This window comes from Marinobacter sp. (assembly GCF_046484525.1).
Classification (GTDB): Bacteria; Pseudomonadota; Gammaproteobacteria; order Pseudomonadales; family Oleiphilaceae; genus Marinobacter.
This window is the reverse complement of record NZ_JAWOIS010000038.1, coordinates 59,963-82,551: the sequence shown is the minus strand read 5'-3', so window position 1 is coordinate 82,551 and position 22,589 is coordinate 59,963. Positions and strand designations below refer to the sequence as shown.

16 protein-coding genes are annotated in these 22,589 nt (G+C 58.9%); 5 read left to right on the top strand and 11 right to left on the bottom strand.

The genetic code is table 11. From position 1 onward, the window contains the following. Nucleotides 1-74 precede the first annotated feature (74 nt). The gene (locus R6W86_RS08460) at nucleotides 75-692 is read left to right on the top strand and encodes a hypothetical protein (RefSeq protein WP_410328923.1); all 618 of its coding nucleotides are present in this window, start codon (nucleotides 75-77) and stop codon (nucleotides 690-692) included. Nucleotides 693-802: 110 nt separating this feature from the next. On the opposite strand, the gene R6W86_RS08455 is transcribed toward R6W86_RS08460, so the two are convergent. Then, nucleotides 803-1,771, bottom strand: a complete 969-nt coding sequence (locus R6W86_RS08455; RefSeq protein WP_410328922.1) for a DUF6160 family protein — start codon at nucleotides 1,769-1,771, stop codon at nucleotides 803-805. A gap of 170 nt (nucleotides 1,772-1,941) precedes the next feature. Continuing rightward, nucleotides 1,942-2,403, bottom strand: coding sequence for a hypothetical protein (locus R6W86_RS08450; protein WP_410328921.1), 462 nt, complete (start codon nucleotides 2,401-2,403; stop codon nucleotides 1,942-1,944). A gap of 332 nt (nucleotides 2,404-2,735) precedes the next feature. Here R6W86_RS08450 and pabB point away from each other — a divergent pair, with 332 nt between their 5' ends. Beyond that, complete coding sequence (gene pabB, locus R6W86_RS08445; protein ID WP_410328920.1) at nucleotides 2,736-4,094, top strand: aminodeoxychorismate synthase component I; 1,359 nt, start codon at nucleotides 2,736-2,738, stop codon at nucleotides 4,092-4,094. Nucleotides 4,095-4,252: 158 nt separating this feature from the next. On the opposite strand, the gene thrH is transcribed toward pabB, so the two are convergent. Next, nucleotides 4,253-4,867, bottom strand: coding sequence for a bifunctional phosphoserine phosphatase/homoserine phosphotransferase ThrH (gene thrH, locus R6W86_RS08440; RefSeq protein WP_410328919.1), 615 nt, complete (start codon nucleotides 4,865-4,867; stop codon nucleotides 4,253-4,255). A gap of 210 nt (nucleotides 4,868-5,077) precedes the next feature. Between thrH and R6W86_RS08435 the strand changes: the two genes are divergently transcribed. After that, nucleotides 5,078-5,800 (top strand): phosphoadenylyl-sulfate reductase, encoded by a 723-nt coding sequence (locus R6W86_RS08435; RefSeq protein WP_410328918.1) that lies wholly within the window; start codon nucleotides 5,078-5,080, stop codon nucleotides 5,798-5,800. Between the two features lie 31 nt (nucleotides 5,801-5,831). Here the strand turns inward: R6W86_RS08435 and cysB are convergent, their stop codons facing one another. Continuing rightward, on the bottom strand, nucleotides 5,832-6,809 hold the full coding sequence (cysB, locus tag R6W86_RS08430; RefSeq protein WP_410328917.1) for an HTH-type transcriptional regulator CysB: 978 nt from the start codon (nucleotides 6,807-6,809) through the stop codon (nucleotides 5,832-5,834). Nucleotides 6,810-7,003: 194 nt separating this feature from the next. Here cysB and R6W86_RS08425 point away from each other — a divergent pair, with 194 nt between their 5' ends. Continuing rightward, nucleotides 7,004-9,742 carry a LuxR C-terminal-related transcriptional regulator gene (locus tag R6W86_RS08425; protein WP_410328916.1) on the top strand — a complete coding sequence of 913 codons (2,739 nt, stop codon included), beginning with the start codon at nucleotides 7,004-7,006 and terminating at the stop codon, nucleotides 9,740-9,742. 248 nt (nucleotides 9,743-9,990) lie between these two features. Here the strand turns inward: R6W86_RS08425 and dinG are convergent, their stop codons facing one another. The 5 genes from dinG to R6W86_RS08400 all read right to left on the bottom strand — a co-directional run bounded on the left by dinG (nucleotide 9,991) and on the right by R6W86_RS08400 (nucleotide 16,902). Then, nucleotides 9,991-12,180, bottom strand: coding sequence for an ATP-dependent DNA helicase DinG (dinG, locus tag R6W86_RS08420; RefSeq protein WP_410328915.1), 2,190 nt, complete (start codon nucleotides 12,178-12,180; stop codon nucleotides 9,991-9,993). Beyond that, nucleotides 12,180-12,890, bottom strand: a complete 711-nt coding sequence (locus R6W86_RS08415; protein WP_410328914.1) for a general secretion pathway protein GspB — start codon at nucleotides 12,888-12,890, stop codon at nucleotides 12,180-12,182. The genes dinG and R6W86_RS08415 overlap by 1 nt, the downstream gene beginning before the upstream one ends. A 3-nt stretch (nucleotides 12,891-12,893) precedes the next feature. Then, a complete protein-coding gene (locus R6W86_RS08410) occupies nucleotides 12,894-14,600 on the bottom strand; it encodes an ExeA family protein (RefSeq protein ID WP_410328913.1) in 1,707 nt (568 codons plus the stop codon). Nucleotides 14,601-14,695: 95 nt separating this feature from the next. Further along, entirely contained in the window at nucleotides 14,696-16,183 is a 1,488-nt protein-coding gene (locus R6W86_RS08405; RefSeq protein WP_410328912.1) for a DUF3336 domain-containing protein, read from the bottom strand. A gap of 26 nt (nucleotides 16,184-16,209) precedes the next feature. Further along, entirely contained in the window at nucleotides 16,210-16,902 is a 693-nt protein-coding gene (locus tag R6W86_RS08400) for a VacJ family lipoprotein (protein WP_410328978.1), read from the bottom strand. Between the two features lie 177 nt (nucleotides 16,903-17,079). On the opposite strand from R6W86_RS08400, the gene R6W86_RS08395 reads away from it, so the two are divergent. Continuing rightward, a complete protein-coding gene (locus tag R6W86_RS08395) occupies nucleotides 17,080-17,487 on the top strand; it encodes an acyl-CoA thioesterase (protein WP_410328911.1) in 408 nt (135 codons plus the stop codon). Between the two features lie 9 nt (nucleotides 17,488-17,496). On the opposite strand, the gene R6W86_RS08390 is transcribed toward R6W86_RS08395, so the two are convergent. Then, nucleotides 17,497-18,618 (bottom strand): beta-ketoacyl-ACP synthase III, encoded by a 1,122-nt coding sequence (locus R6W86_RS08390; protein WP_410328910.1) that lies wholly within the window; start codon nucleotides 18,616-18,618, stop codon nucleotides 17,497-17,499. 104 nt (nucleotides 18,619-18,722) lie between these two features. After that, the gene (gene hrpA / locus R6W86_RS08385; protein WP_410328977.1) at nucleotides 18,723-22,586 is read right to left on the bottom strand and encodes an ATP-dependent RNA helicase HrpA; all 3,864 of its coding nucleotides are present in this window, start codon (nucleotides 22,584-22,586) and stop codon (nucleotides 18,723-18,725) included. Between the last annotated feature and the right edge of the window lie 3 nt (nucleotides 22,587-22,589).

The window sequence follows — 22,589 nt, the reverse complement described above, 5'->3', positions numbered from 1 at the left end:
CCCACGTGCACTCGGTTGAAAAACTGTCCAACAAACCGAATACTGAGAAGCAGATCAAAGGACGAGGCCACACTATGAAAGGCACACATCTGCTCGCCAGCGCCATCGCCGGCCTGGCCGCCAGCCTTGGGGCAACCGCGGGCGTGGAAGCCCTGACGTCCGACGAAATGGTGGAAACCTACGTCAAGGACTCAGCGGTCATCATCGTACCCAAGGAAAAGCGGAAATCCGAGGCCGACCGCCGGCGCATCATCCGTTCCCTGACCATCTCCCCCGGCGAACCGGTGCTGACCGAATCCGAAGAAGAAGCCTACCGGGACCTGCTGCAGAAATATATGGAAGAGGACCGGGAAGACGCCCTGGCCGCCGCGGAAGAGGAGTTCATCCGCCGCGCCCTTCTGCTTCCCACCGACCAGTTGACTGCTGTCCAGCCGATTGCCGAGTCAACCCCCACCATCCCGCCGCTGATCTTTGGCCAGCAGATGGAGATTCCGGATGAGCCGTTTACCCAGACTTTTTTGAATGACCAGTTGGGGATCGGGTTTGATGGGCAGAATGTGAATTTCTCGATCGGTACCCCGCCGGGGATTGATCAGATCCGGATTCCGGAGGCGATTAATGAGGGGCCGATCAGTTTGACGCCGAGGGCTGGAGGAGGGTTTGATCTTTCTATTGCGGTGCCTGAGGAGTAGGTACGACTTAAGGAATGCGAAGAGGCGGCCGCTGGCTGTCTTTTTTGGCTAGCCGACCGAAAAAACGCCCCGCAAAGCGGGGCGTTTCACCGAATGGGTATCAGGTCAGATCAGTGACCGTAGATAGCCAGTTTGGTGTCGGTGATCGCCAAGTTGTCCAGTGCCACGGAACCGATGGATTGGCCGGTACCAGCAGCGATGTCACCACCGATCTGGATATCGCCGATGTTTACGTCCATGTAGACGTTATTCACATCCACACGCAGCACGTTGGTCGCTGTGGAGGCTCCCAAACCCGCACCTTTGTATACGTCAAGATTGACGTTGGCGTAGTTGGTCAGCTTTCCGAAAGCGAGTTGCTGAGTTGGATCCGTACTCCAATCATAACCCTCAGCCGCTGTGCCGCCGCTTGCTGCAAGTTCCTCGTCAGCGGTCTGGCCGTTGCCGTCATAGTCGAAATTAGTTCCTGCGCCGGAAACCACCATGTCACGGATACCAATGCCAAGGAAATCAACATCGAAATCCATATCGTCAATATCGAACGCTACAACCATGTTCAGGTGATCAGTAGCTGTGTCGACACGCATATCCAGGGCGGCCAGATCACCGTGCATACTCATATTTGAAATCAGAGTAGTAGTATCTCCGGTTGCATCATTGCCGATAAGTTCCATTGAACCAGCAGTCATACCCCAGTCAATGGGAACCGGTGCACCAGTGGTTGGATCAACTTCCAGGGAGCCCACGTGGATAACTGCGTCACCGTCAGCCGCTACATCAATATCAATCTTGAGTTGATCCAACAGCGTGTTATCTGCAGTACCGTCGCCGTCGGTGTCAACAGCGCCATCCGTGGTCACACCAGCACCACCCAGCACAATGTCGTTCACTGCAAAAGAACCCTCGTCAGTGTACTTGAACTGACCAATGCTCACTTTGGTTTCCAGTTCGATGGTCACACCGGCCTGACCGGTCACGTTACCCATCGCGGAATCGTTCATTGCCTTCAATTCTGCCTGGGCAGCGAAGGGTGCAGCAGCTACCGCAGTAGCAAGCGCAATTTTTTTCAGGCCTTTCATTCTTATCTCCTTATAAACTCATTTTGTTGTTATCTGAGTTTTTGATTTGGCTGTGAGATCGGTGACCCCACGCCTCCATTTAAGATTGTTTTACAGTCCTAATCCGTGATTACCCTCACAGTTCGTCACGTTCCGTTTACAACCTGAAACAAACCACGACCACTTCTCACTCAGCCTGAAATTTCGGGCGCGTCGGCTTTGTCGTCATAAAATATCTGGAACGGCTTTTCTTTGGTAATAGACTGCGAATATTTCACTTTTCCACCCTCGTCCTGGTAAGGGACGAACTTGCTCCCCGAGATTCCAAGCCGGTGCTCATGCTCCAGAACAAGAACTTTTTGGGGATTATCGTCACTCATCTGACCCGCATACAGAATGGCGGCGGCATTGATCTGGCCCCTCCGGGCTATGGACTTCAGCGCTACACGGAACATAACCACGCGGATCTGCGGCGGAGCCCCCTCTGCTGCTTCGTCGAGTTTCAGTTCCTTTACGGTGACTCCGTCTTTCATCAGCATCCATCCGGAGGGCATGGGAGTTTCCCCGGGCTCAATCCTGCCCTGGTACTCCGCTGTTGCCTGTTCAGCCAGGTAGGCAAGCTGCTTGTTGGCGACAACCAGGTAGCGGGCCATCTCTTTTCTGTCGATGACACCGTCGGAAAGCACACTGTTTTCGGGAATCTCTATTTCGACGGTGTCCTTATCCCGGGCCTGAACCAAACCGGTAGTAAGCAGTAGCGACATAGTCACTGAGGCTATGACAGTTTTGAGAGAGTGAGGCATCGTTCTTTTCCCTTGTTATTCTGCTGATTTGAATACGTTCACCGACGAACTCGGTTAAAATACACGTCCACAGGTAAGAACTGCTGCGTGAACCTGTTTTCATTAGATCAGCGGTCCCGCAGAGCCGACAACGCCCGTTTTGTGCCCTGTTTATCATTCTTCCAAAATTCTTCGGAGGTACCTTGAGCCCGGCTACGACCCGCCTGCTTTCCCGGGAGGAGTTAACCCGCTTGCTGCAACACGCCTCGATGCAGGACGATTTTGTTCATGTCGGTACCGTTGGCGAAGGCGCTGGCCGGGGCACCTGGCGCGGGTTTTCGTGCAGTGCTGCCGAAACCAGGGTTTGGCATCAGGGCGATGGGGATAGTGGCGATCTCATGCAGCTGGCCCGAGAAATGGAAATCGAAGCTGGCAAATACGCGGGATATTCGTCTGAGGTGGACTGCCTGGTCGGTGGCTGGATAGGCTTTCTGAGTTACGAGTTGGGTTACATCCGCGAACCCCGGCTTGCGCCTATCTGCCCCATTCTGCCGGTACCTTTACTGTCCGCCGGTTTGTATCTCTGGATGGCGAGCCACAACCGGGAGACCGGTGACTATTACCTCTGGATTCACCCGGAATGCCCGGAGAGTCTGGCCGGCCAGATAAACGGGTGGCTTTCCGAGCCGGATGGTGATGAGCCTTGCAGCTGGGAGATCACCGAGCCTTTCAAACCCCGACAATCTCCCGAATCCTTCAAGACTGGCGTCCAGACCATCCGCGATTACATCCAGGCTGGTGACTGCTATCAGGCCAATCTGTCCCAGGAGTTTGTTGGCAAATTCAGCGGCGATCCCTGGTGTGCGTTTCAGGCTTTGGCGGAAGCCAACCCTACCCCTTACAGCGCTTTTATCCGGGCTGGTGAGTATTCGGTTCTTTCAATCTCTCCGGAGCGATTTCTCGAGATTGAGGAGCGGACGGTAAAGACAAGTCCTATCAAGGGTACCCGGCCGCGGGGGAAAACTCCGGAGGAGGATGCGGCGCTGGCGGCCGAGCTGCGGGCCTCCGAGAAGGACCGGGCTGAAAATCTGATGATAGTGGACCTGTTGCGTAATGATTTGAGTCTTAATGCGGCCACCGGTTCAGTTTCCGTGGACCAGCTGTTTGCCCTGGAGTCCTACCGGAATGTTCATCACCTGGTCAGCCATATTCGTGCGGAGCTTGCCGAGGGGATTTCGCCGCTGAAGGCGCTGTTTGATGCGTTTCCCGGGGGGTCGATTACGGGTGCGCCGAAGATTCGGGCAATGGAAATTATCAGGGAGCTGGAGCCTCATTGGCGTGGGCCTTACTGTGGCTCGGTTTTTTATTACGGGCTGGATGGGCGGCTGGATAGCAATATTGCGATTCGCACCTTGCTCTGTGATGGCAAGGGCACCATTCGGTGTTGGGGCGGTGGGGGTATTGTGGCGGATTCGGACCCGGAAGCTGAATATCAGGAGACGTTGGCTAAGGTTGGGTCTTTGATGGGGTTTTTGGAGGAGTTGGAGATTGGCGAGGGGTGAAGTTGGGGTCAGAAGAAGGCTTTCTTCTGACCCCGGAGTTGGTGCCCGCCCCTTGGGTTAGCCTCTGGCCTCGTGGGATGAAAATGGGGTCAGATGAAAGCTTTCATCTGACCCCGCGGGCCCGACGGGCAGAAGCGGATCGATGCCCGGACCGCTGATCAGCAGTCGTGGACGGTGCTGGCTTTCAGGAATTCCTGCTTGAGCTCGTCAAAGTTGTGGACGGCCGGGAAGTGGGGGAATTCATCGATAACATTTTGCGGGGCGTGGATGAGGATGCCCTGCTCCGCCTGACCCAGCATGGTGGTGTCGTTGTAGGAGTCGCCGGCGGCGATGACGCGGTAGTTCAGAAGTTGGAAGGCGCGAACTGACTGGCGCTTAGGGTCGCGCTGGCGCAGGAGGTAGTTGGTGATCTGGCCATTCTCGGCCACTTCAAGCTTGTGACACAGGAGTGTCGGGTAGCCCAGTTTTTTCATCAGGGGCATGGCGAATTCGTAGAAGGTGTCGGACAGGATCACCACCTGGAAGCGCTCGCGCAGCCAGTCGAGGAATTCCCGGGCGCCGGGCAGCGGGTCCAGCTCTCCGATCACGTCCTGGATCTGCGGCAGGCCATAGCCGTGCTGGTCAAGAATGCGCAGGCGCTGCTTCATCAGCACGTCGTAATCGGGAATGTCACGGGTGGTGGCCTTGAGTTCTTCAATGCCGGTTTTCTCGGCGAATGCGATCCAGATTTCCGGGATCAGTACCCCCTCAAGGTCAAGACATGCGAGTTCCACAATGGTCTCCTGATTACGTGGTTCGGTGGCTGAGCTGCCGCTCGTGTTTGATCAGGAACGTATGATAAGGAAATCCGGGGCGGAATGCATCGTGATTCTGGGGCCCGAAACCAGGATAATAAGGTATAAATATATAGATTGTCATTCCTTCCGGCTATGAGGGATTTAATGTTAGCCTGCCTGAACATTGATTAAAGGTATGTTTTCTCCATGACGGATATAGACACCCTTCGCACGGAACTCGAGGGCCAAAGCCCCAGGGCCATCCTCAAGGCCGCACTCCAGCGTTACGACAACATCGCTGTCTCGTTCAGCGGTGCCGAGGATGTGGTCCTGATTGAAATGGCCCACAAGCTCACCGACAACCTGCAGGTGTTCACCCTGGATACCGGCCGACTACACCCGGAGACCTATGAGTTTGTGGAGAAGGTCCGCAAACATTACGGCATCGAGATCGAGGTGCTGTTCCCCGACGCAGCCGAAGTGCAGGATCTGGTCAATCGCAAGGGGTTGTTCAGTTTTTACGAGGACGGACATTCCGAGTGCTGCGGCATCCGCAAGGTCAATCCGCTGAAACGCAAACTGGCGACGGTGGATGCCTGGATTACCGGCCAGCGCAAGGACCAAAGCCCCGGTACCCGCAACGATGTGCCGGTCGTGCAGGAGGATTCGACGTTCTCAACGGAAGACAGGACCCTGGTAAAGTTCAACCCACTGGCCAACTGGACGTCCAACGAGGTCTGGGACTACATCCGGATGTCGGAGGCGCCCTACAACGAATTGCACGAGAAAGGCTTTGTCAGTATCGGCTGCCAACCGTGCACCCGGCCGGTGCTGCCGGGTCAGCATGAGCGGGAAGGCCGCTGGTGGTGGGAAGAGGCCACGAAAAAGGAATGTGGCCTGCATGCCGGGAACCTGATCGCCAAAGACTGATCAGGCCCTCCGATCCTTTCGGACTGCCCACTTAATAGGTGGGCAGCTCCACGTCCTTGAACAACTCCTCGATCTCTGACCGACTGCCCTGATGGGCGACAGCTGCATCCACCCTCTCCTTGGTGAGGTGCGGTGCAAACCTGTGCATGAAGTCATACATATAGCCACGCAGGAAGGTGCCCTTGCGGAAGCCGAGCCGGGTGACACTGGGCCGGAACAGTTTGCGGGCATCCAGGGCAACCAGGTCCGCATCGGTCTTCGGATCAAAAGCCATGCTGGCGATAATGCCAACGCCCAGTCCCAACCGCACGTAAGTCTTGATGACGTCGGCATCGGCGGCGGTGAACACCACCTTGGGCGTCAAACCTTCTGACTGGAAGGCCTCGTCCAGCTTGGAACGACCGGTGAAGCCGAACACGTAGGTCACCAGCGGGAACTCCGCCAGCTCCGGCAAGGTCAGCTCCGGCTTCTGGGCCAGCGGATGATCCTTGGGCACGATCACGCTCCGATTCCATTTATAGCATGGCATCATGATCAGGTCGTGGAACAGCTCCATGGCCTCGGTGGCAATTGCGAAATCCACCGCACCATTAGCCGCCATCTCGGAAATCTGCATCGGGGTACCCTGATGCATGTGCAGGGACACATCCGGGTACTCTTCGATGAAGCCGCTGATAATCGGCGGCAAGGCGTAGCGGGCCTGAGTGTGTGTGGTGGCAATGCTCAGGTCACCCTTACGCTGGTTACTGAATTCCTGGGCGATTTTCTTGATGCCTTCCACCCGTCGCAGAATCTCGCCCGCCTCGCGGATGATGATCTCGCCGCCCGGCGTGATACGGGTAAGATGCTTACCGCTTCGCGCAAACACTTCCAGGCCAAGTTCGTCTTCCAACAGACGAATCTGTTTCGAGATCCCGGGCTGCGAGGTGAACAGACTTTGGGCGGTCGCGGACACGTTCAGATCGTGATGGGCCACTTCCCAGATATAGCGCAATTGTTGTAATTTCATCGATTGCAGCACTCCCGCATAAAAACTTGAGCCTTCATTCTTTTTTATTATAGATAAAACCTTTTTCAAAGTTTAGACCAAAATTGCATTTACGCATCATCCGATCGCCATCTGAGTCATTAGAAACCTTGACTTGTCTGACGCAAAGCACACAATCCGACTTAGATTCTTACTTTCCGGCATTCAAGGAACCAATGCTGCTTACCACGAAATTCCTACGGCCCAGTTCCGATCCGAGAGCGGTTCCCCGCGATCGGCTGCGTGCCTTGCTGGATCCTGAAGGGCCGAAACGCCTGGATCTGGTCATAGCCCCGGCCGGGTTCGGCAAGACGACCCTGGTCAGCCACTGGTGTGCCCGCACCTCCTCTCCTACCGCCTGGCTGTCCCTCGACGAGCACGATGACCAGCCCCGACGATTCTGGCAGTACGTGATCGGCGCCTTCGAATATACAGGACTGCCAGGCATGGCCCAGTGCCACAAACTGCTGGCGCAGGAGGACGACGGAGATCCCACTGTCGTCATCACGGCACTGATCAACGAGCTGGCTCGGGACGGCGGTACCTGGGCCCTGGTCCTCGATGACTACCACTTTATCCAGGATGACACCATCCACCGCCAGCTGGCCTGGTTTATTGATTACCTTCCGCCCGGCGTGCTAGTTTGCCTGGCTTCACGCACTGAGCCACCGCTCCCGCTTGCCCGCTGGCGGGTTCGCCGCTGGGTAGAGGATATCCACCCCGGATTACTCGCGTTCTCCGAGGAGGAGTGCCGGCAATTTTTCCGGGACACCATGGGGCTGGATATCACCGACGAAGATGCCCGCGCGATTTGCCGCAAGACCGAGGGCTGGGTTGCGGCCATGCAGTTGTCCGCACTCTCCGGTGACAGCAGTATTTCCGGGGAAGGACTGGCAAAGCCTGCCGGAAACATCGAGGTGGACGAGCGCCATATCAGCGATTATGTGCTGACCGAGGTGCTCGAAAAACAGCCCTCCCACCTGGCTGAATTCCTCCTGGAAACCACCTGCTGCCCCCGCCTGAATGCCTCCCTGTGCAACAGCATCCGGGGACGGGACGACAGCCAGGAAATTCTGGAAGAACTCCTGCGGCAAAACCTGTTCTTGATTCCACTGGACAATCAAAACGGCTGGTTCCGTTACCATGATCTGTTCCGGGATGCCCTTTCCAGGCGGATGCAACACACTCAGCCGGAACTGGCCGAAACGCTGTGGCGCAAAACCGTCGACTGGCTGCTGAGTCACGGCCACGTACAGGAAGCCATTGCCCAGATTGTGCGCCACCAGGACTGGCCCTGGCTGGCCCGGGTACTGTCGGAGCGTGGCAACAACCTCATCCACGGTGGCTTTCACCTGCCGGTACTGGACTGGCTTGCAGCGCTACCAGAGTACCTGATGAGCGAAAGCCCGCAATTACAGATGCTGAAGATCTGGGGTTTGTTCTTTGCCAATCGTGTCGACAGCCTGGAACCCCTGCTCATTGCCCTTGAGGATCTTCTTGATCAGCGAGTTGCCGATTCCCATCCGGATGCCGAGGGCGCGCTCGGATTGCACAGCGAGATTTCCCTTATCCGTTCCTACCTTGCCCGCTCCCGGAGTGACGACAAGGCGGCCAGCGACCTCACCCGTCGCGTTCTGGAAGAGATCGACCACACCCGGATCCCCCTGAAATCCGTTACCTACTACGGGATTGGCCTGGACTGTTTCGGACGCGGTGAATTACCCGAGGCCGAGGACGCCCTGCGCTCCGCCGTCCATTATGGCCAGGTAGAGCGCAAACCCAGCACGGTGCTTTCCAGTGGTGGACTGCTGGCCTGGATCCAGTACAACCGGGGCGAGATAGATCTGGCCCTGGAAACCTGCACCGCGGTTCGGCAATGGGTGGACAAGCATTACTCCGATCCGAGCCAGCCGAGGCTGATTTCGTGCTGGCAGAACAGTGCCCTGACCGAGATCTACCGGGAACGTAACGAGCCGGAATTGGCCCGGAGCCACCTTGCGCCTCTTCTTGAGCATGTCAGTAACGGAACCGAACCCGGGCAGCATGTGGTGATCCAGTACGTGCGCGGGCATCTGGCCTTCAGTGAAACCCGGTTCCGGGATGCCATCGAAGCCCTTGAGGATGCCTGGCAAACCAGCAGGAAACGACGGGACCACATTGTATTTGAACCGCCGGCCAGCGCGGCCCTGCTCGCGCGCTGTTTCCTGGCAGAAGGCCACCTCGAAAAGGCCGCGAGCATAATGTCGGCCACGGAGGGTGAGGAGGCCACCAATCCCCTGAACCGGGAGCAGTTGCGCATCAGCAAGGCCCGGGTATTGAATGCCCGGGGCATGCCGGAGGAGGCACTGAATTGCCTGGAGGGACTACGGGAATCAGCTTCACGCCATGCCCACAATCGCCATCTGGTGGAGATCCTGCTGGTTTCGGCGGAAGTGCAGGACCTTCTCGGACACGCGGAAGAAGCCAACACTCTGTTGAGCGAGGCACTCGAGCTTGCCTCCGGCTCCGGCTTTGTCCGGCTGTTTGGCGAGGAAAGCCCGCGGATTCGGGAAATGTTGTTCGATCTGCCTGCGCTCCGGACACCGGGCAGTTGGAACCGGCGAGTCCTGCATATGCTTCGGGAACTGGAGAGCACGCGGGTTGCAAATATAAAGCAGGCGACCAAACCATCCGGCGGCCACCGATCTTCTTTGGCGGAAGATCACGGGGGCCTTGTGGAGCCAGTGAGCCAACGGGAAATGGAAGTCCTGGCGCTGATCAATGAGGGCCTGGCCAATAAGGACATTGCCAGCAGGATGAAAGTCGCGCCGGCAACGGTCAAGGCCCATATCCGTAACCTCTATGGAAAGCTTGGCGTGGGGCGCCGGACAGAAGCCCTGGCCCGGGCCCGGGAGCTTGGGCTGCTGGAATCCTGAGCAGAAGACAGTCTCAAACTGTGAAGCTCATCACATCTATGGAGAGCTTTCTCCAGCCACTACGCCCTTTGGACGATCCGTCTACGCCCTCTAATCCCCTATTATTCTTCCGACGGTGAGGCAAAGCCCCACCAAGGAATTCTGAAACTTCAGGCCTTCAGACTTCTCTTGTACCGCGTTGTTTCGACGCCCGGGTTCGAAAAGAACCCCTTCGCCAAGAGCCGCCCAATGGGACGGCTCTTTTTTTATCAGTGCTCGATGATTCGGCGGAACGGTGGCAGGGCATCCAACAACAGCTGGCCATACCGGCGGGCAATAATGCGGCGGTCCAGGATGGTCACCCTGCCCGTATCCTGCTCAGTACGCAGCAGTCGGCCGACCGCCTGCACCAGCTTCACCGAAGCATCCGGAACGGTGATTTCCATGAACGGATTGCCACCGCGCTGGGTCACCCATTCCGCGAGACTGGCTTCGATGGGATCGTCCGGAACCGAAAACGGCAACCGGGTGATCACCACGTGATGCAGATACTTGCCCGGTAAATCAATACCCTCGGCAAAGCTGGCTACCCCGAACAGCACACTCGGCCGACCCTCATCCACCCGGCTGCAATGCTGGCGCAGCACTTCCCCTTTGGCCATATCGTCCTGGGTCAGGATCAGATCCGGATATTCCGGGGCCAGGGCATCGCGAACCTGCTGCATCTGCCGGCGGGAAGTGAACAACACCAGGGTGGCCTTTTCGCCGACCCAAAGGTCCGGCAGGCGCTCGACCAGCGCATCGGTAAAGGCATCCTCGTTGGGCATGGCTTTCATGGCAGGCACCTCCACGGTCGCCATTTCGCCATAACGGAAAGAGCTGGGCACCACCAGGTATTTGCTGGCCTCCGGCAGCCCCGCCCGGGATCTCAGGCGGTCAAACCGGCCCAGCGCGGTCAGTGTCGCACTGGTCAGCACCGCGCCGTAGGCCCGTGACCAGAGCCGGGAATACAGCAGGTTATCCGCCAGCACCGGCGAGCTGTAGAGAGTGATATCTTCGGCGTGGTCCCAGCGCTGTCGCACCGCCCAGCGGGCCGGTGGCGGACTCTTGGTTTTTGGCGCCGGAGCGCCCTGCTCTTCATCACCCTGTTTTTCCTGGCTGCCGGCACCGGCCTGGTCACACCACGCCGCCCAGAGTCTCAGTTGTTCCTCGGACCGGCTGTGGAAAGAGCCGATCACCGGGTACCACGCCTCGGCGGTATCCCGATCGATGTCGTGTTCCTTTCGGTCGTCAAAGGCCGCCTGGAGTTCATCGGCCAGTGCGCCAAGATGGCGGACCAGCCCGGCCGTGGCGATGCGGGCCTCACCGGCAAGCTCGGCCAGTTTCTCCGGCAGCTCGCCTTCCGGATAGCGCCATTGAGCGGTCCGGCGCTCCTCGTTGAATTCCCAACCGGTGTTCTGCTCCGCCTCCTCATAAACCCGGGCAAGCGCCTGATCCACATCACGGGCCGCCGTGCTGATCTTGTCCAGCGTCTTGACCGCCTGGGTACCCGGAGCCAGGAACGGCTGCATCTTCACCAGCGCCTGGGATAGCTGTTTGAGCCACTGCCGGGTGGCATTCAGAGGAACCGAAGCGGCGAAATGGTTCAGGGCCTTGTCTGGCAGGTGGTGGGCCTCGTCAAAAATGAACAGGGCATTTTCCGGCTCAGGCAGGATTGCACCGCCGCCCAGTGCCAGGTCGGCCAGCACAAGGTCATGATTGGCGACAACGATATCGGCGTCGTCCAGGTCCTTGCGGGCATCAAAGAAGGCGCAGCTATCGAAATAGCTGCAATGGCGGTTGGTGCACTGCCGGTGGTCGGTGGTGACCTGACGCCAGACGTCATCGGGAATCTGCTCTGGCCAGTGGTCCCGGTCCCCATCCCATTTCCTGGAACCATAACTGGCCAGCATTTCCTCGAAGAAGGCACGGGAGCCCGGCTCGTCACCGGATGGGCTGTCGAGCAGGAACAGGGGCATGGTGTCGCTGTCCCCGTTGCCCTCATCGTGAAGCCGCGCCTCCAGGCGGGACATACACAGGTAGCGGCCCCGGCCCTTAGCCAGAGTCCAGGAGAAATCCATCTTGCTGTGCTTCTTAAGGTCCGGCAGATCCTTAAGGACAATCTGGTCCTGCAATGCCACGGTGGCCGTGGAAATCACCAGGGTTTTGCCCAGGGCCTTGGCGACCGGAATCGCGGCGATCAGGTAGGCCAGGGTCTTACCGGTACCGGTGCCCGCCTCCACCACGCAGGTCGCAGGGGGGGACGTACGCAGCCCATCGTTATCAGTTATTTCCCCCATGTAGCGGGCGATCTCGGCAATCATCAGCCGCTGACCATAGCGGGCCCGGATGTCCTTGCCCGCCAGAACATCCCGATAGCCTTGCTGGATCTGTTGCTTGATCTCTTCCGTCAGTGCCATCAGCGCGGGCTCACCCAGTCGCGGACGGTGCCGACCCTGAACGATTGCCCCTGCCTGCTCAGGACCACACCGTCATCGGTGATGCGCTCCACCGTCAGGCCGGAAAAGGTGTCCCCGGCGCGCAGGTAGTTGTCGTTGATCATCACCCGGCTTGAGGACGGGTCAGATGAGTAAAGATGGCTGTTAAAGGTCAAATCGGGAATGCTCTTCTGGAACGACAGGGGCAATTCGACAAGATGCGGCACCCTGCCTGAGCTTTCGACTTCAGGCAACACCGGATTGCCATCGTTGGCACTCACGGAAGGCACGATGATCGTCGGCTTCTCCGAAGCCCGCGGTGCGGGGGCAGCGTGGGGTTCGGACTCTTCCGCCTCACCAGTCTCGGCCACCCAGTCATCCGCCGTTGCCTGGCGAACGGGGTCCGGACTGTCAGCGGGCACTTCCTGGCTGGTTTCCATGGCGACGTCCTTCTTGGCAGTCGCCGGCGCCTGTTGCTGTGAGGGAGTCGCAATCAAGCCCTTATCCGGCCAGAACACCACAGCCAGAACGGCTGCATTCGCCAGTAATGCCAGGGCAATCCACGCCGCGGCCGAACTGCCCCGCTTCTTTTTGGACCGGTGAATGAGCTGAACCTGCTGGCCCAGGTCAGGGACCTTGCCCTGGCGCCGCTCGGTTTCGGATTTTCGGAGTGCATCCAGGATATAGGACATGGCTTACCCCTTACTGCTTGAAATACGGGGAACCAGGCGCGGCCCCGGAACATCCAGATCGTTATTGATCTGGATAACCGTCATGGCGCCGGCGATGCCATCCACTGCCAGGCCTTTTATTTCCTGGTACCAGCGCACCTGTTGCTCTGCAGGCATGCGTTTCACCCGACCATTCTCGGTGGCAGAGGTGGCATACCGGTCGGCCAGCTCCATCATCCTGGCGCCGATCCACAACTGCTCGCCACTGCCGGAGGCATAGAAATCGTCGCCGGTCATGTATTCGGGCAATCGCCACAGCAGGCGGTACTCTCCAAACCAGTATCGCTCCAGGCTGGCAAACGACATTTCCCGGGATTGCCCCCCGGGGAGCATGACTTCCGCCAGGTCTCCATTGAGGGACTTGAGCACGGCATAGCCGGTCTTACCAGCCTGGTTCCGAAGCTGGAGCATGGCCGGTCGGTTCAGGAACTCGAGGCTCCGGCGCGTTCCCTGTCGTTCCAGACACCCCAGGCCAACAGTGCGGGCATAATCACAGGCAATGGGATGATCCTCAGGGCGGTAACTCTTGTCCCACAGACCGAAAAGCAAGTGGAAAGCGCCCGTCGCATTGACCCTGTCTTCGGAGAACTGGAATGCGGCCAGCGGCTCCCCGACAGAATCCGTGCCCGAGGTTCCCTCAGTGGCAATTTCAGCGGTGGCTTCGTCCGCTTCCTGTGATTCGGCTTCCCGGTCAACTGCGCCCGCCTGCTCAGTTTCGGTTTCGGCGGCCAACTCGACAGTGTCGGCCAGTGGCCAACGCTCAACCAGCCAGACCGTGCCCATGATCGCCACAAGAATGGAGGCCGCCAGCATCAGGTACTGCGGGCCGCGGCCGGAGCCGCTATTGACGCTAACAGGGGCCGAATTGCTACCCCGAACTTCCTTGGCTGCCTGTTTGATATGACCGGTGGTTATTTCGTGTTCGCCTTCGGCGTAGGCGCCCAGCAGCGCCCGGTCGCTGATCAGGTTGATCAGGCGGGGAATGCCCCGGCTTTCCTTGTAAAGCCGGTTGATGGCGCCCTGGGAAAAGAGTTCCCCGCGCATCCCGGCCACTCCGAGGCGGTACTTCAGGTAAGCGGGCAGCTCGTTCCGGTTGATGGCATCCAGATGATAGCGGGCCGTGACCCTCTGGTTGAGCTGGCGCAGTTCGGGCAGGGACAGGATCTGTTGCAGTTCCGGCTGCCCGAGCAAAACAATCTGCAGCAGTTTCTTTTCGGCGGTCTCAAGGTTGGTCAGCAGTCGCAGCTGCTCCAGCACATCGGCAGACAGGTTCTGCGCCTCGTCAATCATCAGGACCTTATGGCGGCCGGCGGCGTGGGCATCAAGCAGGTCCCGGTTGATCAGGTCCACCATTTGCTTGATGGTCGCGCCCGGCTCGTGGGCAATCCGCAACTCGTCGCAGATGGCGGACAGCAGTTCCTGGGCAGACAGCCGGGGATTGAGGATCAGGGCAATGTCGACGTTGTCCGGAGCATTCTCGATAAAGCAGCGGCTCACCGTTGTCTTGCCGGTCCCTACCTCCCCGGTGATAACGATGAAGCCACCCTGCCCCCTCACCCCATACATCAGGTGAGCCAGCGCCTCCTTGTGGCGCTCACTCAGGTACAGATAGCGTGGGTCTGGCGCGATGGAGAACGGCGGTTCCCGGAACCCGAAGAAATCGTAGTACATGGACGTCCAGTCAGATGCTCAGGCACTGGGCAAGAGATTCACCTGCCCGGCTTGTTATGGCGGTATGATAGCGCCCGTTTCAGCGGCCTGTCATCTCAGGATGCGTTGGAATCGGAATTGTTTATCAGCCGCAGTTCGGCGGTTCGCCGATTCTGTTGTTTAAGGCGCCTTACGCATCGCTCCAGGGTCTTGGAAATCCGTGCATGGGAACGGATCATCGAGATTTTCGGCCAGGTGGCACGTTCTCCCGCCAGAATCATCTCCCGGACATAGGCCGGATCGGGGTTGGCCAGCATTCGGCTGAAATCCCGCACCGAGTAGGACGGAGCGATGGTGACGTCACCGGAATAGCGTTGGGCCATGATGGTATACAGTTGCCCCGACACCTGCCGGAGCAATTCAGGACGCAACCGTTTGCGCAGGTAATCGAACACCCCCTGGCCGTGGAACTGAATCTCGGATTTGAGCAGATGCACCGGCAAGCTTGCCAGGGAGAGCTTTTCATCCTCGCCCCGGCCGCTCAGGAACGGGACCACATGGGGATTGGTCTGGCTGACGATGGTAAAATTCACATCGTACAGGTGCATCAGGCGCTCAATAGGCAGGTCACTGACCACAGAACCATCCACAAACTTCACTTTGGGCATGTAGGGCAGCGCGTTGCCATGCAGGTCCTTCTTCATCAGGGTGACCGGCGGGAAGATCCCGGGTACCGCAGCGCTGGCCAATGCCGCACTCCAGACCAGCAGATAGGGCGAGGTGTACCCGCACAGAAGCCGGGCCTTCTGGTGCACCTCTACGGGCGACACACTGACATTGATGGACCGGCCGGTGCGCTGATAGGCCTCTTCGAAGGTGTACTCTCCAATATTGTCGCGCAGGCAGGAACGGAGCTGTTCCTGATCCATGAGGCCGTCACCACGCATGGCACTGAGCAGGCCGCGCCATTTCCAGGCCTTGAGGTTGTGGTTCTCAGGAACCAGCATTTCCGGGATTTCGGCGTCGGTGTGAACACCCAGAATGGCCGCGATAATGGCACCGCTGCTGGAACCAGCCACTACCTGGGGCAACAACCCTTTTTCCCAGAGCGCCTTGATCACCCCGAAATGAAACATACCCAGGGTAGCACCGCCGCTGAGCAACAGCGTGGGCCGGCCATAACTGGTCAGGGTATCGCGGAAGAACTGGAGCTTGTCTGCCACAGGGAATCCCGGTACCGGGTTGTCGCAGAGAAAATCGAGGGATTCACAGACCTGGGTGATGTATTCCTCAATCAGGTGTTTGGTACCGACCCTCGATCGCGTATAGAGGGCGGGATTACCCATGTTGCCGAGGTCGTGGTGCAGACCCTCGCGAAGCGCACGCTTAAGCCGCTCGAAGTCATTCTGCTGTCGGTACTGCTTGAGATTGCTCAGACGATCGTAGATGAGCTCGTAGTGGTAGAGGTCAGAGACAAACTCTTCCTTCCACTCGGCATTGCCTTCCAGGAAGTCCAGCTCCAGGGCCGCGGCTTTCCAGACTTCGTAATTCGGAGCCTCCGCCAGCATCTTCCGGTACTTCGCAATCCTCGCATCCTTGATCACCCTGGCCTCCTCACGTCTCGCGCCGGTCAGAAATTCTCAAGCATCAGGTCTTCGTCGTCGCCACTGGCGAACGGATCTTCGGTCACCTTACCATCATTGATGAGGAATTCACGGCGTTGCAGGAAAGCATTGCGCACAAAGATGTAACTGTCGCCGGAAATAAACCTTTCAGCCGGAATCAGATCTGCCCGCTTGTCCACGATCTGCAAGGCCCGGGCGTAGTAGACCTCCGGGCTTTCGGCCGCATCCCACAGTGACGGAAAAACAAAACCGTCAGTGGCCAGGCCACTGAAATGCCTTGGCGTTGACGGCCCAAGGAAGGGAAGCATCAGATAAGGCCCGGAGCCCGCGCCCCAGTAGCCGAGGGTCTGCCCGAAATCTTCCGGACGCTCCGGCAATTCGAATGCCGTCGCCACATCGAACAGGCCACCCAGTCCAAACACCGTGTTATAGGTAAAGCGCCCGGCGGCAACCACGGCGGACTCCCCCTTCAGCTGCAGCACGCTGTTGATGAAGTTCCGGACTTCCGTGAGGTTATTGAAGAAGTTGGTGACGCCCCGGTCGACCACCCGAGGAGTTACTGTACGATAGGTCTGGGCCACCGGCTTCAGGAACCAGCGGTCAATGGTCTCGTTGAAGGTGAAAACGCTTCGGTTCCAGGACTCGTAGGGATCTTTCGGATCAACCGGCGTGGAGCCTTCCGGAGGGGGCTCCTGCATCGCCTGAGCCTGTACCTGCCCGGCCAGCAACGTGGCCAGAATCAGTATGATCAGGGGAATGCGCCCGGAAAAAAGTTGTCTCATCATACACTCTCGGGTTGTGAATCATGTTTCGCTTCGTCGAAAATACCGGCGCTATCCGCTTGTCATTATATTTTTTTCTTACGGAGGAGTCCGATGTCAGCACCGGGTAATCTTGTCAGCACCCTGGAAACGCCCCTGCGCTGGGGCGACATGGATGCATACGGCCATGCCAACAATACAGTTCATTTCCGCTTCTTCGAGGAGGCCCGGATTACCTGGTTCTCGTCCCTGAATGTCGGAGGCCCGGATGAACCCACCGGCCCCGTTATTATAAAGACCAGTGCCACCTTTCTGAAAGAACTGACCCACCCTGCTTCAGTAATAGTGGAAACCTACGCCGACAGGGCCGGAAACACCAGCCTGGACACTTACTATTTGTTAAAAGATGCAAAAACTGGAGAGGTCTATTCGGAAGGCTACGCCAAAGTGGTCTGGTTTGACCGGGCCGCCCGAACCTCAACGACGCTGCCAGATACCCTGAGGCAACTGGCAGCCCGTTAAGGCTTCAGATCAGCGGCGGCGAACCACAACGCTGCCAATGGAATAACCGGCGCCGAAGGAGCAGATCACCCCGAGGTCGCCGGATTTCAGGTCGCCCTTGTACTTGTGGAAGGCAATGACCGAGCCGGCGGAACTGGTATTGGCGTATTCATCCAGGATCACCGGCGCTTCCTTGTCGGTCGCGTCCCGGCCCAGAACCTTCCGGGCAATCAGCTGATTCATATTCAGGTTGGCCTGATGCAGCCACATCCGGCTCAGGTTCTCCGGTGACAGGTCCAACGCTTTCAAGTGGTTCTGGATCGTCTGGGCCACCATCGGCGAGACTTCCTTGAACACCTTGCGGCCTTCCTGGACAAAAAGCTTGTCGGGCTTGCCGATACCCGATTCATCCGCGCGGTTCAGGAAACCGAAGTTGTTGCGGATGTTGTTGGAGAACCTGGTCTTCAGACTGGTACCGAGGATCTCGAAGCCCTGCCCTTCCTTGGCGTTTTCCTCCCGCTCCACCAGGATGGCGGTGCAGGCGTCACCGAAGATGAAGTGGCTGTCCCGATCCCTGAAGTTCAGGTGGCCGGAGCAAATTTCCGGGCTGACCACCAGCACGGAGCGGGCGGCACCGTTCTCCACGGAATTGACCGCAGCCTGCAGGCCGAAGGTAGCGGAACTGCAAGCCACGTTCATGTCGTAGGCGAAGCCGTCAATGCCCAAGGCTTCCTGTACCTCAATGGAGATCGCCGGGTAGGCACGCTGCATGTTCGAGCAGGCGACGATGACCGCATCCACATCCGCCGGGGTTTTACCGGCCTGTTCCAGTGCTTCGCTGCAGGCGGCCACCGCCATGTCACACTGAACCGAGTGCTCGTCGTTGCTGCGCTCGGGGATGTAGGGCGTCATCCGACGCGGGTCGAGAATGCCTTCCTTGTCGATCACGTGCCGGCGCTTGATACCGGACGCCTTCTCAATGAACGCGGACGAAGAATGCTGAAGCGGGGCAATGTTACCGCGCTCGATCTCCTCGGCATGTTCGTCGTTATAAAGGTCAACGAACTGGTTGAACGCTTCAACCAGCTCATCGTTATCAATTGTTGCAGGCGGTGTGTACAGACCGGTTCCGCTAATGACGGCTTTAATCACGCTAACCCCACGTCAAGACAGTGAAAACTTGATGACAGAATGATGCACTGTCGGAAATATTAACACAGTCATCCGGATTTTCCCGTTAGGCTTCGTTACCAGCCTCAGACCCGTGTTTCTTCCCACTGCTTATCGAGGCGTTTTACCGAAACCGTCATCGCGGTGCCCAGTTGCTGGGCGAAAAACGACACCCGGAACTCCTCCAGCATCCACCGGTACAGGACCAGCTCCGGATCGCGGATACCCTGGCGCTGCTGCTCATCGCGTTTGGCGGCATAGCGGACCCACAGGGGTTCGATGGTGTGCAGGAACTCCCGCTCCCTGCCCATTTCCCGGGGCATCTTCTCGAGCCGGACCAGGCAGGCCTCGAAGTACACGCCGAACCGTGCCAGCCATTCCGGAGGTGTAGCCACCAGGAAACCGGGGTACACCAGGTTCTCCAGCTGGAATTTCAGGTCTGACATGCTGTTGGCCAGGGCGAGGTTGATCTTGCCCTTCAGCTGTTTTGCGACCTTCTGGGAACCACTCATGGCTTCATACAGCCGCTGATCTGCTTCCTCCAAGGCGGGGATAAAGTCCCCTCGTCGGGCATCAAAAACGCGGTCAAAGTCCGACTGTGACCGGGGCAACTCCCCGGACAGGAAGTGCTGGATCACGGTGGAAAGCAGCAGGTCATCCAGCAACACCCGGGCTTGTCCGACCGGGGCGAACATCAGGGCAGACTGTTTGAACCGGGGCAGTTTCCGCTCCAGGTCGTTCAGGGTACTGCCGAAACGGTTAACAATGAGCCGTGCGACACCTTTCCTGGTAGTGTCTTCGGCTGTCAGTCGGTCCAGGCAGCGTATCTGCCGGACGGTCTTGCCCAGGTCCTCCAACGCAGGATACACCGTCACCCGCATGCCGCCCTTCTCGGTCTGGACCTGGCGGGGCAAGTCGCCAAACTGCCAGTCGGTGTATTCGCCCGAGGGTTGGCCCTGCTTGCTGTCCCGGCTGACCGAGGCCAGCGCTTCTTCCGCCTTACCCTCCAACTGAGACTGAATTTCACCGGTTTTGCGACTCTCGGCCAGCACCTTGCCCTTGTCGCCCATGACCCGCAGATTCATTCGCAAGTGCCGGGGCAGCTCCGCCTCGGACCAGGCTTCCGGATCAATACGCACACCGGTCATGCGGCGCAGCTCGTCCCCCAACTGCTGGGTAAGCGGTGCATTGGAAGGCTGCATGTTGGCCAGGGCGGCATCGACAAAATCCGGCACCGGCACGAAATTCCTGCGCAGGGCCTTGGGAAGTCCCTTCACCAGTGCAATGCATTTTTCCCGGAGCAGGCCCGGCACCAGCCACTCCAGACGCCGGGACGGTATCTGCTTCAGCGCCATCAGGGGCACCTGCATCGTGACGCCATCCCGCTCGCTGGTCGGCTCGAATTCATAGCTGAGGGGGTATTTGACGCCCTCCCACTCCAGATAATCCGGGTATAGCTCTGCCGCTCCGGCATCCAGGGGGCGCTGCAGAACGTCCTCCTCGGTGAGCTCCAGATTCCGGAGATCATCTGCGGAGAGATTCTTCCACCAGGATTCGAAATGGCGGCCACTGACGATATCCCTGGGTAGCCGCTCGTCATAGAATGCGAACAGTGCCTCGTCGTCCACCAACAGGTCCCGGCGTCGGGTTTTCTTCTCCAGATTCTCGACGGTATCGAGCATCTCCCGGTTACGGGCGATGAACGGAGCCTTTGAACGGTAATCCCCTTCCACCAGGGCGCGGCGGATAAACAGGTTACGGCTTTCGACCGGGTCCACTTTGGCGTACGGAATGCGACGCCTGGGTACCACATCCAGCCCGTAAAGGGTCACCTTCTCGTAGCCCATCACCTGGGCGCGCTTCTGCTCCCAGTGCGGCTCGAAGTAATTGTGCTTGACCACATGGCCCGCCAGCGGCTCGATCCACTCCGGCTGGATGGCGGCCACCATGCGGGCGAAGACCCGACTGGTCTCAACGATTTCCGCCGCCACGATCCACTTGGGGGCGGACTTGGCCACCTTGGATCCCGGAAAGATCCACACCTTGCGGTTACGGGTAGCCAGATACTCTTTTTTCTCCAGCTTCATCGCCACCTGCCCCAGCAGGCCGGCCAGGATGGCCTTGTGAATCGGATCGTAACTGGCTGGTTCCTTGTTGAACGCCAGCTTCTGTTCACGGCAGATCAGCGTGAGCTGGCGATGGATATCCCGCCATTCACGCATACGCATCCAGCTCAGGAAAGTCTTCTGGCACAGTTTCTTGAGCTGGTTCTGGGACAGTTCCTGCCGCTGCTCCTCATACCAGTTCCAGATATTGAGCAGGGTGGCAAAGTCGGATTCCTTGTCATTGAACGGCGCATGGGCCTGGTCGGCCGCCTGTTGCTTGTCCTGGGGGCGTTCCCTGGGATCCTGGACACTGAGCCCGGCGATCACCACCAGGGTCTCCGCCAGACTGCCTTGCTCTGCCGCGGTCACCAGCATCCGGGCCAGGCGCGGATCCAGCGGCAGTTTGGACATGGTCCGGCCCAGTCCGGTCAGCCGGCGCTTGTCATCAACCGCACCCAGCTCTTCCAGCAGCTTGTAACCGTCATTGATCTGGCGCTTGTCCGGAGCCTCCAGAAACGGGAAGTTGCGGATTTCACCCAGGCCGGACGTGGCCATCTGCAGGATGACGGAGGCCAGGTTGGTGCGCAGGATTTCCGGATCGGTGTACTCCGGCCGGTTGATGAAATCAAGTTCATCGTAGAGCCGGAAGCAGATACCCGGTGCCACCCGGCCGCAACGACCGGCGCGCTGGTTGGCACTGGCCTGGGATATCGGCTCGATGGGCAGGCGCTGGATCTTCGAACGCACGCTGTAACGGCTGATCCGGGCCACCCCGGTATCGATCACGTAGCGGATACCAGGGACAGTGAGCGAGGTTTCCGCCACGTTGGTGGACAACACGATGCGCCGGCCCCGATGGGACTGGAAGACCCGGTTCTGCTCCTGGTTACTGAGGCGGGAATACAGCGGCAGCACCTCGGTGTGCTTGAGATCGACATGGCGGAGCACTTTGCTCAGGCTCCGGATCTCCCGCTCTCCGGGCAGGAACACGAGGACATCGCCGGGCGGCTGCTTTTCGCTGCGTTCGAGGTCCTCGATTTCTCCCAGGGCATCGAGCACGCCATCGGTCCAGCTCTGGTCCCGGTCATCCTCGTCACCGGTCAGGGGCCGGTAGCGGATATCCACCGGGTAGGTGCGGCCGCTGACCTCGATCACCGGGGCCTGGTCGAAGAATTCGCTGAAGCGCTCCACTTCGATGGTGGCGGAGGTAATGATGATCTTGAGATCGGGCCGCTTGGGCAGCAACTGCTTCAGGTAACCAAGCAGGAAATCGATATTGAGGCTGCGCTCGTGGGCCTCGTCGATGATCAGGGTATCGTAGCGGTCCAGGAACCGGTCATGCTGGATTTCCGCCAGCAGGATACCGTCGGTCATCACCTTGACCCGGGACTGCTCCGAGGTCTGGTCCGTGAAGCGGACCTGGTAACCGATCTGCTGCCCGACCTGCTCGCCCAGCTCCTCGGCAATCCGGGCCGCCACGCTCCGGGCGGCAATGCGGCGGGGCTGGGTGTGGCCGACCAGGCCTCGAATGCCGCGACCGCTGTTCATGCAGATTTTCGGAATCTGGGTGGTTTTGCCCGAACCGGTCTCACCGGCAATGATCACCACCTGGTTCTGTTCGATGGCCTCGCGGATGTCATCGACCCGATCGGACACCGGCAGGGCTTCGGGAAAGCTTGCCGGTTTATGGAGGGCCTGGCGTTGCCGGACCTTCTCCAGCCCCCGCTCCAACCATCCCGCCATTTTCTCCAGATCCTTCTGGCCCGGCTTGCCCTTGGTGCGGGCCACAGTCTTGACGATGCGGGCGGCCTCCTGCTGATTGCAGGCGTCCAGCTGCTCCATCATGGC